General features: G+C 68.8%; 17 protein-coding genes. 7 read left to right on the forward strand and 10 right to left on the reverse strand.

Going from position 1 to position 13,744, the window contains the following annotated elements; all coding sequences use genetic code 11:
- The first annotated feature begins 29 nt into the window (after positions 1–29).
- The gene (locus PP359_RS01260) at positions 30–1,628 is read left to right on the forward strand and encodes an ABC-F family ATP-binding cassette domain-containing protein (protein WP_039416183.1); all 1,599 of its coding nucleotides are present in this window, start codon (positions 30–32) and stop codon (positions 1,626–1,628) included.
- A gap of 22 nt (positions 1,629–1,650) precedes the next feature.
- Here PP359_RS01260 and PP359_RS01265 read toward each other — a convergent pair whose 3' ends face one another.
- Genes PP359_RS01265 through PP359_RS01280 form a run of 4 tightly spaced genes read right to left on the reverse strand, consistent with a single transcriptional unit; the run spans position 1,651 to position 3,720 of the window.
- Positions 1,651–2,559, reverse strand: coding sequence for an SURF1 family cytochrome oxidase biogenesis protein (locus PP359_RS01265; protein ID WP_499249741.1), 909 nt, complete (start codon positions 2,557–2,559; stop codon positions 1,651–1,653).
- Positions 2,556–2,759, reverse strand: coding sequence for a hypothetical protein (locus tag PP359_RS01270; protein ID WP_036318109.1), 204 nt, complete (start codon positions 2,757–2,759; stop codon positions 2,556–2,558). Before PP359_RS01270 ends, PP359_RS01265 begins: the two co-directional genes overlap by 4 nt.
- Positions 2,756–3,145, reverse strand: a complete 390-nt coding sequence (locus PP359_RS01275; protein ID WP_036318107.1) for a DUF3099 domain-containing protein — start codon at positions 3,143–3,145, stop codon at positions 2,756–2,758. The genes PP359_RS01270 and PP359_RS01275 overlap by 4 nt, the downstream gene beginning before the upstream one ends.
- 50 nt (positions 3,146–3,195) lie before the next feature.
- Entirely contained in the window at positions 3,196–3,720 is a 525-nt protein-coding gene (locus PP359_RS01280) for a DUF4190 domain-containing protein (protein WP_499249742.1), read from the reverse strand.
- Between the two features lie 110 nt (positions 3,721–3,830).
- Here PP359_RS01280 and PP359_RS01285 point away from each other — a divergent pair, with 110 nt between their 5' ends.
- Positions 3,831–4,541: a beta-ketoacyl-ACP reductase gene (locus PP359_RS01285; protein WP_036318104.1), complete on the forward strand. Its 711-nt coding sequence runs from the start codon at positions 3,831–3,833 to the stop codon at positions 4,539–4,541.
- Positions 4,542–4,606: 65 nt separating this feature from the next.
- Here the strand turns inward: PP359_RS01285 and PP359_RS01290 are convergent, their stop codons facing one another.
- The 3 genes from PP359_RS01290 to glgC form a co-directional block, all read right to left on the reverse strand.
- Positions 4,607–5,326 carry an alpha/beta fold hydrolase gene (locus tag PP359_RS01290; protein WP_294943476.1) on the reverse strand — a complete coding sequence of 240 codons (720 nt, stop codon included), beginning with the start codon at positions 5,324–5,326 and terminating at the stop codon, positions 4,607–4,609.
- 65 nt (positions 5,327–5,391) lie between these two features.
- Positions 5,392–6,027, reverse strand: coding sequence for a phosphoserine phosphatase SerB (gene serB, locus PP359_RS01295; protein ID WP_294943478.1), 636 nt, complete (start codon positions 6,025–6,027; stop codon positions 5,392–5,394).
- Between the two features lie 19 nt (positions 6,028–6,046).
- Positions 6,047–7,291: a glucose-1-phosphate adenylyltransferase gene (gene glgC / locus PP359_RS01300; protein ID WP_039416083.1), complete on the reverse strand. Its 1,245-nt coding sequence runs from the start codon at positions 7,289–7,291 to the stop codon at positions 6,047–6,049.
- 46 nt (positions 7,292–7,337) lie between these two features.
- On the opposite strand from glgC, the gene glgA reads away from it, so the two are divergent.
- The 3 genes from glgA to PP359_RS01315 all read left to right on the forward strand — a co-directional run bounded on the left by glgA (position 7,338) and on the right by PP359_RS01315 (position 9,773).
- The gene (glgA, locus tag PP359_RS01305) at positions 7,338–8,531 is read left to right on the forward strand and encodes a glycogen synthase (protein ID WP_499249743.1); all 1,194 of its coding nucleotides are present in this window, start codon (positions 7,338–7,340) and stop codon (positions 8,529–8,531) included.
- A 70-nt stretch (positions 8,532–8,601) separates the two neighbouring features.
- A complete protein-coding gene (locus tag PP359_RS01310) occupies positions 8,602–9,393 on the forward strand; it encodes an ABC transporter ATP-binding protein (RefSeq protein WP_039416081.1) in 792 nt (263 codons plus the stop codon).
- 122 nt (positions 9,394–9,515) lie between these two features.
- Positions 9,516–9,773, forward strand: a complete 258-nt coding sequence (locus PP359_RS01315; RefSeq protein ID WP_036289266.1) for a type B 50S ribosomal protein L31 — start codon at positions 9,516–9,518, stop codon at positions 9,771–9,773.
- An 81-nt stretch (positions 9,774–9,854) separates the two neighbouring features.
- Here PP359_RS01315 and PP359_RS01320 read toward each other — a convergent pair whose 3' ends face one another.
- Positions 9,855–10,613 carry an exonuclease domain-containing protein gene (locus PP359_RS01320; protein ID WP_378794884.1) on the reverse strand — a complete coding sequence of 253 codons (759 nt, stop codon included), beginning with the start codon at positions 10,611–10,613 and terminating at the stop codon, positions 9,855–9,857.
- Positions 10,614–10,701: 88 nt separating this feature from the next.
- On the opposite strand from PP359_RS01320, the gene PP359_RS01325 reads away from it, so the two are divergent.
- On the forward strand, positions 10,702–11,601 hold the full coding sequence (locus tag PP359_RS01325; RefSeq protein WP_039416079.1) for an alpha/beta fold hydrolase: 900 nt from the start codon (positions 10,702–10,704) through the stop codon (positions 11,599–11,601).
- Here the strand turns inward: PP359_RS01325 and PP359_RS01330 are convergent.
- Complete coding sequence (locus PP359_RS01330; protein WP_499249744.1) at positions 11,561–12,097, reverse strand: CGNR zinc finger domain-containing protein; 537 nt, start codon at positions 12,095–12,097, stop codon at positions 11,561–11,563. The genes PP359_RS01325 and PP359_RS01330 overlap by 41 nt on opposite strands.
- Before the next feature lie 112 nt (positions 12,098–12,209).
- Here PP359_RS01330 and PP359_RS01335 point away from each other — a divergent pair, with 112 nt between their 5' ends.
- On the forward strand, positions 12,210–13,259 hold the full coding sequence (locus PP359_RS01335; RefSeq protein WP_239498598.1) for a DMT family transporter: 1,050 nt from the start codon (positions 12,210–12,212) through the stop codon (positions 13,257–13,259).
- Here PP359_RS01335 and PP359_RS01340 read toward each other — a convergent pair.
- Positions 13,189–13,728: an Lrp/AsnC family transcriptional regulator gene (locus PP359_RS01340; RefSeq protein ID WP_499249745.1), complete on the reverse strand. Its 540-nt coding sequence runs from the start codon at positions 13,726–13,728 to the stop codon at positions 13,189–13,191. The genes PP359_RS01335 and PP359_RS01340 overlap by 71 nt on opposite strands.
- Positions 13,729–13,744 lie beyond the last annotated feature (16 nt).

Consider the following 13,744-nt stretch of genomic DNA (forward strand, 5'->3'; position numbering starts at 1 on the left):
TCCCCATCCCCGACGAACGGACGTCTGCTGTGCTTGCCGTGCACGACCTCGAGATCCGCGTGGGCGCTCGCACGCTCATGTCGGAGGTGTCGTTCCGCGTCTCCGACGGCGACAAGATCGGTCTCGTCGGCCGCAATGGAGCCGGCAAGACGACGCTCACGAAGGTGCTCGCGGGCGACCTGCTGCCGGCCGACGGAAAGGTCGAACGCTCGGGCGAGCTCGGCTACCTGCCGCAGGACCCGCGCTCCGGCGATCCGGAGATGCTGGCGCGCACCCGCATCCTCGATGCGCGAGGGCTCGGCACGCTCGCCCTGCAGATGCACGAGGCCTCGTTGCAGATGGGGGATGCCGACGAAAGGGCGGCCGCGAAGGCGATGCGCCGCTACGGCAACCTCATGGAGCGCTTCGAGGCGCTCGGCGGGTACGCGGCCGAGTCGGAAGCGGCATCCATCGCGCACAACCTGTCGCTGCCGGACCGCATCCTCGACCAGCCCCTGAAGACCCTGTCGGGCGGTCAGCGTCGTCGCATCGAGCTTGCGCGCATCCTCTTCTCCGACGCGCAGACGATGATCCTCGACGAGCCGACGAACCACCTCGACGCGGACAGCGTCGTGTGGCTGCGCGAGTTCCTGAAGAACTACAAGGGCGGGCTCATCGTCATCAGCCACGACGTGGAACTCGTCGGCGAGACGGTCAACCGTGTCTTCTACCTCGACGCGATGCGTCAGGTCATCGACGTCTACAACATGAACTGGAAGAACTACCTGCGCCAGCGGGTCGCCGATGAGGAACGACGCAAGAAGGAGCGCGTCAACATCGAGAAGAAGGCGACGGCGCTGCAGTTGCAGGCCGCGCGCTTCGGTGCGAAGGCGTCCAAGGCCGCCGCGGCCCACCAGATGGTCGCTCGCGCCGAGAAGATGCTCTCCGGTCTCGAGGAGGTCCGCCAAGAGGACCGCGTCGCGAAGCTGCGCTTCCCCAAGCCGGCGCCGTGCGGCAAGACGCCGCTCATGGCGAAGAACCTCTCGAAGTCCTACGGATCGCTGGAGATCTTCACGGACGTCGACCTGGCCATCGATCGCGGATCGAAAGTGGTCGTGCTCGGGCTCAACGGTGCCGGCAAGACCACGTTGCTCAGGATCCTCGCCGGCGTCGACAAGGCCGACACCGGCATCATCGAACCCGGCCACGGCCTGAAGATCGGCTACTACGCGCAGGAGCACGAGAACCTCGACGTCAACCGGTCGGTCCTCGACAACATGATGTCGGCGGCGCCGGATATCAACGCCACCGAGGCGCGCAAGGTGCTCGGTTCGTTCCTGTTCACCGGTGACGACGTCCTCAAGCCCGCCGGTGTGCTCTCCGGCGGTGAGAAGACCCGCCTGTCGTTGGCGACGCTCGTCGTCTCGTCGGCGAACATGCTGCTGCTGGACGAACCCACCAACAACCTCGACCCCGCCTCGCGCGAGGAGATCCTCGGCGCACTGGCCCATTACGAAGGTGCGGTGGTGCTGGTCTCCCACGACGAGGGCGCCGTTCAGGCCCTCAACCCCGAACGGGTGCTGATCCTGCCTGACGGCGTCGAGGACATCTGGGGTCGCGACTACGTCGACCTGATCACCCTCGCCTGACGCCGATTCCGCGTCGGACTGCTCAGCGGGACGTCAGCTCGTCGAGAAGGGCGTCTTCTTCCTGCATGTCGCGATCCGGTCGCCGGGCTTCGCGCTGTCGGCGCCGACGAGCGGCGGGAGACGCCTCCTCCTCGTCCGGCGTCGGGGTCTCGCCTGCCCGTTCCGCGGCTGTGTCTTCCGCATCCTCTCGCCGGTGACGGATCTCGGTGCGGATCATGTACCAGATGAAGACGAATCCCATCAGCGCGAAGAGGATCCACTGGATCGCGTACGAGAGGTAGGGGCCGGGGTCGTCCGATGGCGACTCGAGTGCGTTGGGTGTCTCCGCGGGACTGGGCTGTTCGGACACCAGCAGTCCGTAGGCGCTCGTGATGAGCGCGGGCTGAGCGGTGGTCTCCGCGATCAGGGGGAGATTGATGGTCGGCACCTGGCCGTCCGGCGCGGAGCGTCCCGAGTTCGGCAGCGGCTCGCCCGGCTTGAGTCGCGCGATCACCTGTACCTGGCCGGCGGGGGGAGTGGGGATCGCGTCCGGCTCGGGCTGGGAGGAGCCGGGCGGCAGCCAGCCGCGGTCGACGAGGAAGACCGCTCCGTCGACCGTCCGGAACGGGACGAGCACCTCGAAGGCGCTCGTCCCACCGTGCGCGCGATTACGAGCCAACAGCGTGTGGTCGGTCAGATACTGACCGGTCAGGGAGACCGGGCGCCATTGGTCGCCGGGTCGGAACGCGCCGTCGGCGCCGATCACCTGCCCCAGCGGCACCGGCGCGGCGTCGTAGTTCGCGGCGATCAGGGCGAGTTGGCTGCTTCGCTCCGCGTTGCGCGTGAACTGCCAGTTCGACAGGAAGGCGCAGACGATCGCGAAGACGATCGCGATCGCGACGTATCCTGCCCAGCGCAGCGCCGTCTGCTGCCGAGCCGTGCGTTCTCTCATCTGGTCGCCTCCGTATCGAAGGCGACCACGTCCACCGGGAAGTCGCGGGCGGCGAGATAGTCGCGCAGATAGTCGACGTGATCGCCGCACGCGGCCCAGATCTTGCGTCGTTCGGGCGCGTGGATGCGCGGATTGCGCCACTGCACCTGCCACGTCGCGGGCGCGCGGCAGCCGGTCCTCGAGCAGATGGCCTCGGTCATTCGTCGTCCGACGGCGTCCGGGGTGCGGGCGGCTGCCGCGAGGACTCGCTCAGTCTGATCACGCGGGGCGTCTCGTCGACCGCGGCGTTCGGGGCGTCCGACGGTGGACGCAGGGTCGGAGAGGCCTCGATCGCGCGCTCGGGGGCGATGGCACGTTCGGCCGATCCGGAGGCGACGTTGGCGATCACCACGGCGAAGTACGGAAGGAACATCGCTCCGGCTCCGAACAGCCACGTGTACCAGCTGTAGGGGGTGACGGCCACCATGAGGACGAAGCAGATCACCCGGATGACCATCATCGTGAAGTACTTCGTCATGCGCGCGCTCGCGTCGTCGCGCGGCGCGCGCGGCAACGACGTGGCGGACTGAGCACGGGAGCTTTTCACGGTCCCCTCAGCCTACGCCGCGTGGGCGTCGCGGGCGCGGCGTCGCCCGATCAGTACGAGCCGTAACGCGAGCTGGCGGCGGCCCCGAGGATGATGAAGAAGACGAAGAAGCCGATGATCAAGAGCGAGATCGCGGTGCCGACCCATCCCACGATCACGCCCGCAAGCGCCATTCCGCGGCCGCCTTCACCCGTGCGCTTGATCTGGTTCAGCGAGATGTGGCCCATGATGGCACCACCGACCGAGCCGATCAGCGGAAGGATCCACACGAAGCCCAGAATCGACGCGATCATCGAGATGACGGCGAGCACGTTCGTCTTCGCGGCGGGCGCCCCGTAGTAGGGAGCGGACCCGTACACGGGCGGTGCGCCCGGAGCGGGCTGCACCGGAGCGCCGGTGCTCGCGCCGTACGCCGGGGGTGCGGAGGGATAGGACGGCTGCTGATACGCCTGAGGCTGGTAGGCGGGTGCCGCCGGCGGCGCATAGGTCGCATCGGCCGCAGGTGCCGGAGTCGGAGGCGTCACGGGCGGGGTGGCCGCGGCATCCGGGGACTGAGGGTTCGTCGCGTCGGTCATGATCTCTCCTGTCTCGCCGTGCCAGCCTATCGGGCGCCGCGCGCGAGAGGGGATCCGTCGTGCGCGACGGGTAGGCTGGGGCGGTTCCTCCCGAGCGAAACGGAGCCCCTATGTCGCACGACCGTGTCGTCCTCGTCACCGGCGGAAACCGCGGCATCGGCCGCGCCATCGCCGCCCGCTTCGTCGCGGAGGGGTATCGCACCGCGGTCACCGCCCGCTCCGGCGAGGGCCCGGAGGGCACGCTCACGGTGCGGGCCGACGTGACGGATGCTGCGTCGTTGGATGCCGCGTTCGCCGAGGTCGAGAAGCAGCTCGGTCCCGTGGAGATCGTGGTCGCGAACGCCGGGATCACGAAGGACACGCTGCTGCTGCGGATGACCGAGGACGATTTCGACTCCGTCGTGGCCACGAACCTGGGCGGAACGTTCCGCGTCGTCAAGCGTGCGTCCAAGGGCATGCTGCGCGCCAAGTGGGGACGGGTCATCCTCATCTCGAGCGTCGTGGGTCTGTACGGTTCGCCCGGCCAGATCAACTACTCGTCGTCGAAGGCGGCACTCGTCGGCTTTGCGCGCTCGCTGACTCGAGAGCTCGGCGGTCGCGGGATCACGACCAACGTCGTCGCGCCCGGATTCATCGAGACCGACATGACCGCCGAACTGCCCGAAGACACGCAGAACGAGTACAAGCGGAACATTCCCGTCGGTCGCTTCGCGACCCCCGACGAGGTCGCCGGCGTCGTCACGTGGCTGGCGTCGGAGGATGCCGCCTACATCTCGGGTGCCGTCATCCCCGTCGACGGCGGTCTCGGGATGGGGCACTGAGCCCCTCGGCATCTCGGCTCGCTGCGGAGACCCTCTCGCCGTGACCGGTGGGTCTTGCGGCCCGCTCAGCGCGGCGACGAAGGGAGCGGCGCTCGCGTGATGGCGGCGGCGATCGCGTCGCCCAGCCGCTGTGGCTGGGAGAACTGCGGCCAATGGCCGCTGCCCAGACGGACGATCTCGGTGTCGCGGATCGCCGAGAACTCGTCGGCGTACCGGCCCCACTGTGCGAGGAAGCCGCGGAACTCCTCTTCGCCCAGTGATCCGGAGAGCACGGTGACGGGAAGCTCGTAGCGACGTTCGTCGTGCAGCGCGATCGCGTCGGTGGGGACCCGAGCCGGCACCGAGCGGGTCAGCGGTGCGGTGCGCGCCCGCGTCTGCGCGTCGAGATCAGCCACGTCGTCCTCGTCGAAGAATTCCCAGCCGGGGAACGGCACGACGCCGTCGACGACGTCGAACTCCGAGATCATGCCCCCGTCGTGCGGCACCGCAGTATCGACCAGGACGACCCGAGCCACGCGTTCGGGGCGGGCATCCGCTGCTCCCCAGGCGACGTTGCCGCCTCCGCTGTGGCCGACGACCGCAACGGGTCCGACAGACTCGTCGATCGCGGCGACGGCCGCCGCGACCCAGTCGGCGATGCCGATGCCGGCGCTCTCGACGCCGGGCGCCCCCAGGCCCGGCATCGTCAACGGTCGTGGGGTCAACCCTGCACTGCGCAGCGCAGGAAGCACGTCGTCCCACGACGATGCGTCGAGCCAGAGACCGGGAATCATGATGACGTCCATGCGCTCACGGTACGCCGGGCCACCGACATCTGTGCGTCCACGACGCGCGATGCGGTCGCGGAAGGTCAGGGGAGCATCGGGATGAGTTCGCGCAGGTCGACCGGGCCGATGACGACGTCGGCGTCGCGCCGTACCGCGGGCTTCGCGTTGAACGCGACGCCGAGCCCGGCGACGGCCATCATCTGCAGGTCGTTCGCGCCGTCGCCCACGGCGATCGTGCGGGAGAGCGGAACACCGGATGCCGCGGCCCACTCGCGCAGTGCTGCGGCTTTGCCGGCGGCATCCACGATCTCGCCATCGACCAGGCCAGACAGCACGCCGCCGTCGACGGCCAGTCGATTCGCGCGCCACTCGTCGATTCCGAGCCGGGGTGCGATGACGTCCAGGATCTCGTGGAATCCGCCGGATACGACGGCGGCCCTCCCGCCGCGCGCGTGAATGGCGGCGACGAGCTCGGCCGCTCCCGGGGTGGGCTCTACGCGCGCCCGCACGCGGTCGAAGGCGCTCAGCGGGACGCCGCGCAGCTCGGCCACGCGCGAGCGCAGACTCGTCGCGAAATCCACTTCACCGCGCATCGCCGCCTCGGTGGCCGCCGCGACTTCGGGGCCACGGCCGGCCTCGTCGGCGATGAGCTCGATGACTTCGTTGCGCAGCAGAGTGGAGTCGGCGTCGAACACGACGAGGAAGCGGGCGTCAGGCACCCGTCCAACCTATCGGCCGTCAGCGTGCGACGTAGGCGTTCTTCCCCACCACGGTGATGCCGCTGTCGGTCACGGTGAAGCCGCGCGCGAGATCGAAGGCGCGATCGACGCCGACCGTCGCCCCCGGCTCCAGCACGACGTTCTTGTCGAGGATCGCGCGATGCACCCGCGCGCCGGCACCGACCTGGACGTGATCGAAGAGCACGGAATCGGTGATGGTCGAGCCTCCGCCCGACAACGTCCACGGGCCGACCACGGAGCGCTCCAGATGGGTTCCCGACAGCACCGAGCCCAGTGACACGATCGAGTCGATCGCGTTGCCCATACGGCCGACGCCGTCGCGCACGAACTTGGCGGGCGGCGAGTTCACCGACTGCGAGTGGATCGGCCAGTCGACGTTGTAGAGGTTGAAGATCGGCAGCGTCGAGATGAGATCCATGTGCGCGTCGAAGAACGAGTCGATCGTGCCCACATCCCGCCAGTAGTCGCGGTCGCGATCGGTCGAGCCCGGCACGTCGTTGCGCTTGAAGTCATACACCGCCGCCTCGCCGCGCCCCACGAAATAGGGGATGATGTCGCCGCCCATGTCGTGGTTCGAGCCCGGCAGCTCGCCGTCCGCTTCCACAGCCGCGATCAGGGCGTCGGCATCGAAGATGTAGTTGCCCATCGATGCCAGCACCTCGTGCGGCGCATCGGCCAGTCCGGTCGGGTTCTGGGGCTTTTCGAGGAAGTCGCGGATCGTGACGTTGTCGCTCGGGTCGAGATCGATCACCCCGAACTGGTTGGCGAGCCCGATGGGCTGGCGGATGCCGGCGACCGTCGCCTTGGCTCCCGACTCGATGTGCGCGGCCAGCATCTGCTCGAAGTCCATCCGGTACACGTGGTCGGCGCCGATCACCACCACGATGTCGGGCTTCTCGTCGTGGATGAGGTTCAACGACTGCAGGATGGCGTCTGCCGAGCCGGAGAACCAGCGCTTGCCCAGACGCTGCTGCGCCGGCACCGAGGCCACGTAGGAGTTCAACAGAGCGGACATCCGCCAGGTCTGGGACACGTGCCGGTCGAGGCTGTGCGACTTGTACTGCGTCAGCACGACGATCTGCCGAAGTCCCGAATTGATCAGGTTCGAGATCGCGAAGTCGATCAGCCGGTACTGGCCGCCGAAGGGCACCGCGGGTTTGGCTCTGTCCTCCGTCAGAGGCATGAGGCGCTTTCCCTCGCCGCCGGCGAGGATGATTCCGAAGACCTTCGGCGCTGCAGGCATGTCACCACACTAGGCCCCCGTTCGACCGTGTACTAGCGTTCGTGACATGCGCGTCGACATCGTCACCAAGGAGTACCCGCCCGAGATCTACGGCGGCGCCGGCGTCCACGTCACCGAACTCGTCGCTGCCCTGCGACGGAGCATCGACGTGCAGGTGCGTGCGTTCGGCGGCGACCGCGAGGAGGCCGACACGACGTCCTACGGCGTGCCGGTCGAGCTCGCCGGCGCCAACCCCGCGCTGCAGACGCTCGGCACGGACCTGGAGATCGTCGGCGGTGTCGCGGGAGCCGATGTGGTGCACTCGCACACGTGGTACGCGAACTTCGCGGGGCACCTCGCCTCGCTGTTGCACGGCATCCCGCACGTGGTCACCGCCCACTCACTCGAGCCGCTGCGACCGTGGAAGGCGGAGCAGCTCGGAGGCGGGTATGCCGTGTCGAGCTACATCGAAAAGACCGCGTACGAGAACGCCGCTGCCGTGATCGCGGTCAGCGACGGAATGCGCCGCGACATCCTGCGCAGCTATCCCTCGCTCGATCCCGCGAAAGTGCGCGTGATCTACAACGGGATCGACGTGGAGGCGTGGCATCCGCGCGAGGACCATGCGCTTCTCGAGCGCTACGGCATCGATCCGAACCGCCCGTCGGTGGTGTTCGTCGGTCGTATCACCCGGCAGAAGGGTCTTCCCTTTTTCCTGCGGGCCGCCGCTGAGCTGCCCGCCGACGTGCAGATCGTCCTCTGCGCCGGCGCTCCGGACACGCCGCAGATCATGGCCGAGGTCGAAGGTCTCGTCCGCGACCTCCAGGCGCGCCGGGACGGCGTGGTGTGGATCGACGAGTTCCTGCAGCGCGACCAGCTCTGCGCGATCCTGACGTCGGCCACCACCTTCGTGTGCCCGAGCGTCTACGAGCCGCTCGGCATCGTGAACCTCGAAGCCATGGCGTGCGGTGCCGCCGTCGTGGGCACCGCGACCGGCGGCATCCCCGAGGTCGTCGTCGACGGGGTCACCGGGCGGTTGGTTCCGATCGAGCAGGTGCAGGACGGGACCGGGACGCCCGTCGACCCCGACCGCTTCGTCGCCGATCTCGCGGCCGTGCTCACCGAAGTGGTGTCCGACCCCGAGAGAGCGCGCGCGTACGGCGCGGCCGGCCGGGAACGCGCCGCCACGGCCTTCAGCTGGCAGGCGATCGCCGACGCCACGGAGGCTCTCTACCGTGAGGTCGCCGAGCGCGCGGACTGAGTTCGCGGACTGCGTGCGCGTCCGGCGCGTACCGCCGGGATGGCCGGGATGCCCCCGATAGGCTGGGCGCATGCCTCAGGTGCTCGAATTCGTCGATGTCGTCGTCCGCCGCAATGCTCGCAACATCATCGATCGCATCGACTGGCACGTCGCCGACGATGAGCGCTGGGTGGTCCTCGGACCCAACGGTGCCGGCAAGACCACCATCCTGCAGCTCGCGGCGACGCTGATCCACCCGACATCGGGTGAGGTCACGATCCTGGACGAGCGTCTCGGACGCACCGACGTGTTCGATCTGCGGCCGCGCATCGGGTTCGCGTCGTCGGCGATGGCCCGCCGGGTTCCGCCGGAGGAGACGGTGCTCGACGTCGTCCTGACCGCCGCATTCTCCGTGCTGGGGCGCTGGAACGAGACCTACGAGACGATCGACGAGCGGCGTGCGCGCCGGGTGCTGGCCGAGTGGAAGTTGGACCATCTCGCCGAGCGCACGTTCGGGACGCTCTCCGACGGCGAGCAGAAGCGGGTGCAGATCGCGCGCGCGGTGATGACGGATCCGGAGCTGCTGCTGCTGGACGAGCCGACGGCGAGCCTCGACCTCGGCGCGCGCGAAGAACTCCTCGAACTGCTCAGCGGGTACGCTCAGGCGCCGACGACGCCGGCGATGGTGATGGTGACCCACCACGTGGAGGAGATCCCGGTCGGCTTCACCCACGTGCTGCTCCTTCGCGAGGGCGCCCTCGTCGCTGCCGGACCGATCGCGCAGACCCTCACCGCTGACACTCTCTCGGCCACCTTCGGCATGCCGATCGCCCTGACCGAGGAGGGCGGGCGCTACGCCGCGCGGGCTACGCACGGCGACTGAGATCCGGATTCTTCCGAGCGGCCTCAGGCTGGTATGATCGACCCTTGGTGCATGCGCGCCCGCGCCCGCATCACAGACTTCCCTCGCCCTGGCAAAATCCAGGGCACCACGTTAGGAACCCCATGAAGACTGACATCCACCCCGAGTACCAGGCGGTCGTGTTCCGCGACCTCGGCTCCGGCGAGACCTTCCTGACCCGTTCGACGGTCACGAGCGACAAGACGATCGAGCTCGACGGTGAGACCTACCCGGTCATCGACGTCGAAATCTCCTCGGCCTCGCACCCGTTCTACACGGGCAAGCAGCGCATCATGGACTCGGCCGGTCGCGTCGAGAAGTTCAACCAGCGCTTCAAGAACTTCGGCGGTTCGAGCAAGTAATCCGAATCCCGCGAAAGCCCCGCTCCGGCGGGGCTTTCGTCGTGGTGGGCGTCGAACGCCCACCACGACGCGAGCGGTCGATCAGCGGATCGGCCAGCTGCCGTCGAGGCGGTCGTCGGGGTCGAGCCGGCCGATGCGGATGAAGTAATCGGTGAGGCTGTCGGCCTGCGCGCGTGCCCACCCGATCTGACGGGTGTGCAGCTCGTGGACGGGTGCATCGAGCTCGAACCGTCGTGCCAGCGCCTGTGCGACCCGGCCCGCCGCGATCGCGTCGGCGGCCGCGTCGTGCGCGCCGACGAGCGGCACGGCGTAATGCGCCGCGACGGCTTCGAGGGTGCGCTTGCCGCGGCGGAAGCGGTCGTGTGCTTTGTCCAGCACGAGGGGATCGATGACCGGCGAGGGCTCCAGGATCGGCGGGATGCCGTGTCGGAGCGCCTCGTATTTGAGCAGCGAGAAGTCGAACGGGGCGTTGTAGGCCACCACCGGGATGCCGGCGTCCAGCAGATCGCGCAGTGCAGAGACGACCTCCGCGATCACGGAGGGCGCGGCGGAGCCGTGCGCGCGGGCGTGTGCCGTCGTGATGCCGTGGACGGCGGTGGCGCCCTCGGGGATGTCGATACCCGGATCGGCGAGCCACGACCGCGCCCGAACGGCCGTGCCGCTGGCGTCGAGGAGACCGACATGGGCCGTGACGATACGGTCGGAGGTCACGTCGACGCCGGTCGTCTCCAGATCGAAGACGCCCACGGCATCCGCCCAGCCGAGGCCGGCAGGCCGGGTGGGAGCGGTCGCGGCGGCCGGATCCTCCTCCCACAGGGGAATCGTCTGCCACGTCTGCATGCCCCCGAGGTTATGTGTGGGCGCCGACATCGCGGCGCAGGCGCGCGGGCACGCCCGCCGGCGAGGGGCAGCCTTCTAGACTTCTGGGATGACCGTCGCCTCGCCCTACGCCGACCGCCTGGCCGCCATCGCCGTGGGGCGCGACGAGATCGAGATCTCCGGGACGCGGACGGCGTACTGGGTGTACGGAGATCCCGCGGCGCCGATCACGCTCGTCGCCGTGCACGGATACCGCGGTGACCACCACGGACTGGAGCCGGTCGTGGCCTACCTCGACGGCATCCGCGTCATCTCGCCCGACCTCCCCGGCTTCGGTGAGACGCCACCGCTTCCGGGAGTGGAGCACACGCTCGACGCCTACGCGCAGTGGCTGCGCGCCTTCGTGGATGCCGTGGCGCCGGGAGCCGTCGTGCTGGGGCACTCCTTCGGGTCGATCGTCGTCGCCGCGGCGGTCGCCGCAGGACTGCAGACCCCGCGCGTGATCCTCGTCAACCCGATCGGTGCCCCGGCACTGGAGGGGCCGCGCGGCGTCCTCACGCGACTGGCGGTGCTCTACTACCGCCTCGGCGCGAAGCTGCCGAAGCGGATCGGTGACGCGCTCCTGCGAAACCGCATGATCGTCCGCGTGATGAGCGTCTCGATGGCCAAGACCCGTGACCCGCTGCTGCGCCGCTTCATCCACGACCAGCACGACACCTACTTCTCCCTCTTCCACGATCGTGACGTGCTGTACGAGGGTTTCGTCACCTCCGTCTCGAACGACGTCCGCCGCTTCGCACCGGCGATCGCGCAGCCGACGCTGCTGATCGCCGCGGAAAAGGACGACATCACGCCGATCGAGGCCGAGCGGCGGCTGCAAGGGATGTTCCCCGACGCCGAGCTGGTCGAGATCCCCGCCGTCGGCCACCTCATTCACTACGAGACTCCGCAGGCGGCCGCAGAGGCGGTCAGGCGTTTTCTCGCGCCTTCCGGCGACGGTACGCGTTGACGTTCATGCGGTTGCCGCAGTTTCCGGTGTCGCAGTAGCGCTTCGAACCGTTCTTCGAGAAGTCGACATAGACCGACTCGCAGTCGTCCGCCGCGCAGACGCGGACGCGATCCCACGCATCGGAGCGGATCACGTCGACGAACGCCATCGCCGATTCCACGAGCATCCGCATCGCCAGGGGGGCGTCGGGCGCCGTGGCATGGATGTGCCAATCGAACTGATCGTGGATGACGAGTTGGGGCAGTGCCCGACCATCGCGCAGCATCGCGTTGACGAGCGGCACGGCGCGGTCGCGATCGACGTCCCACAGCGCCCGAAGGCGCGAGCGGTTCGCGCGGACGGCGGTGAGCTCGGCGGCATCTCGGCGGAAGGCTCCGGTGTAGGAGAACTCGGCGAGGTAGGCTGCCAGATCCGCCTGCGTCTGGAGGCGGTCGACGCCGGATGTGTCGGTGTCCGGCAGGGTGTTGACCAGGGCTGCGGCGGCACGCAGAGACATTTCGGTGTCATGGATGAAGACCACGTTGACTCCTGACCTCGCCGGGCGATAGTGTCACCAGTGTATTCGCTGTTCAGTCATGACAGCCCGCACTCGAACCCGAGGACCGCCGGTGTCTCGCACCGCTTCATCCGCCCGCACGACGGGGATCGTCATGGCCGTCGTCTCGGCCCTCGCCTTCTCTTCGAGCGGACCGCTGGTCAAGCCGCTGCTCGAGGCCGGGTGGTCGCTCTCGGCAGCGCTGGTCGTGCGCATGGGACTCGCCGCGCTGATCCTGTCGCCCGCTCTCGTGCGTGCGGCGCGGCGTGAGCGCGGATTCCTCCGCCGGCACGCGCTCTCGCTCGTCGCGTTCGGGCTCATCCCGGTGCTGGGCTGTCAGCTGCTGTTCTTCTCCGCGATGCAGCGCATGCCCGTCGCCGTCGCGCTTCTCATCCAGTACCTCGCGCCGGTGATGCTCGTCGGATTCGTCTGGATCCGTACGCGACGCGCCCCGTCGCGACTCGTGATCATCGGATCCGTCGTCGCGATCGTGGGACTCGTGCTCGTCGTCGACGTCACCGGCGCCCGATTCGACCTGCTGGGCACGCTGCTGGCGCTGGGCGCGGCACTCTGCGTCTGTGTCTATTTCGTGATGAGCGAGCGCACCGGCGATGACCTGCCTCCGCTCGCCCTGGCCGCCGGCGGGTTGATGGTCGGGGCCGGTCTCATGCTCCTGCTGGCGGTCGTCGGTGCGATGCCCCTGTCCGCGCCGGCCGTCACGCTCACGTTCCGAGGGATCGATGTTCCCGGCATCCTCGCCCTCGGGTGGGTCGGAGCCGTCGGAACGACCCTCGGCTATGCCTTCGGGGTCATGGCCGTGCCTCGCGTAGGCGCTCGATTGGCGTCGTTCATCGGCCTCAGCGAAGTGCTCTTCGCGCTCGGCTTCGCCTGGCTCCTCCTCGGCGAGGCCCCATCGCCGGTCCAGATCATCGGCGGTGCGGTGCTGTTGGCGGGGGTCGTGCTCGTGCGAATGGATGTCGGCGCCGCACCTCTCGCCCCGCTTGCGGCGGATGCCGTGCTGCCGCCGACGCCCGAGTTCTCGCCCGGCGAGGTCAGCGGATCGCGTCCTCCCGTGCCGACTCCAGGAGTGGTCGGATCCGATATCCGATCACTTCGCCCATGACCAACGACGTTTCGGTGCGTTCGACGCCGTCGATCGCCAGGATTCGGGCGTCGACGTCGAACAGGTGCTGGGTGTCGCGCGCAGCGACGCGCACCAGCAGGTCGACCTGCCCGCTCATGCCGTAGGCCTGCACCACCTCGGGGAGCGTCGCGATCGCCTGCGTGATGCGAGGCAACTCCGCCTGGCGCACGGTGACGCTCACCATCGCTTCGATCGGCAGGCCCAGTGCGAGCGGGGGGATGGCCCGCTCGAACGACTGGAAGACGCCGCCGCGCTCCAGGCGCGCCAGCCGCGCCTGGACGGTGTTGCGGGACAGGCCGAGCCGTTCGGCGAGCGCCACGACCGTGGCGCGGTGATCGTCGGCGAGCGCGTTCAACAAGTCGAGGTCGACGCGGTCAAGAGGTCCCATACTGCCCAACTGTACCAGCAGCAGCCGGTGCCGCATGGGCAACATGCTCAGCGCGAGCAAAGATGCTTGAGCTAGG

This window comes from Sphingomonas sp. BLCC-B65 (genome assembly GCF_028550675.1).
Taxonomy (GTDB): domain Bacteria; phylum Actinomycetota; class Actinomycetes; order Actinomycetales; family Microbacteriaceae; genus Microbacterium.

Coding starts and splice junctions, on each gene's coding strand:
- PP359_RS01265 (WP_499249741.1), bottom strand. CDS start 2,559: ATGAGAGAACGCACGGCTCGGCAGCAGACGGCGCTGCGCTGGGCAGGA.
- PP359_RS01270 (WP_036318109.1), bottom strand. CDS start 2,759: ATGACCGAGGCCATCTGCTCGAGGACCGGCTGCCGCGCGCCCGCGACG.
- PP359_RS01280 (WP_499249742.1), bottom strand. CDS start 3,720: ATGACCGACGCGACGAACCCTCAGTCCCCGGATGCCGCGGCCACCCCG.
- PP359_RS01285 (WP_036318104.1), top strand. CDS start 3,831: ATGTCGCACGACCGTGTCGTCCTCGTCACCGGCGGAAACCGCGGCATC.
- PP359_RS01290 (WP_294943476.1), bottom strand. CDS start 5,326: ATGGACGTCATCATGATTCCCGGTCTCTGGCTCGACGCATCGTCGTGG.
- glgC (WP_039416083.1), bottom strand. CDS start 7,291: ATGCCTGCAGCGCCGAAGGTCTTCGGAATCATCCTCGCCGGCGGCGAG.
- glgA (WP_499249743.1), top strand. CDS start 7,338: ATGCGCGTCGACATCGTCACCAAGGAGTACCCGCCCGAGATCTACGGC.
- PP359_RS01310 (WP_039416081.1), top strand. CDS start 8,602: ATGCCTCAGGTGCTCGAATTCGTCGATGTCGTCGTCCGCCGCAATGCT.
- PP359_RS01315 (WP_036289266.1), top strand. CDS start 9,516: ATGAAGACTGACATCCACCCCGAGTACCAGGCGGTCGTGTTCCGCGAC.
- PP359_RS01320 (WP_378794884.1), bottom strand. CDS start 10,613: ATGCAGACGTGGCAGACGATTCCCCTGTGGGAGGAGGATCCGGCCGCC.
- PP359_RS01325 (WP_039416079.1), top strand. CDS start 10,702: ATGACCGTCGCCTCGCCCTACGCCGACCGCCTGGCCGCCATCGCCGTG.
- PP359_RS01330 (WP_499249744.1), bottom strand. CDS start 12,097: ATGTCTCTGCGTGCCGCCGCAGCCCTGGTCAACACCCTGCCGGACACC.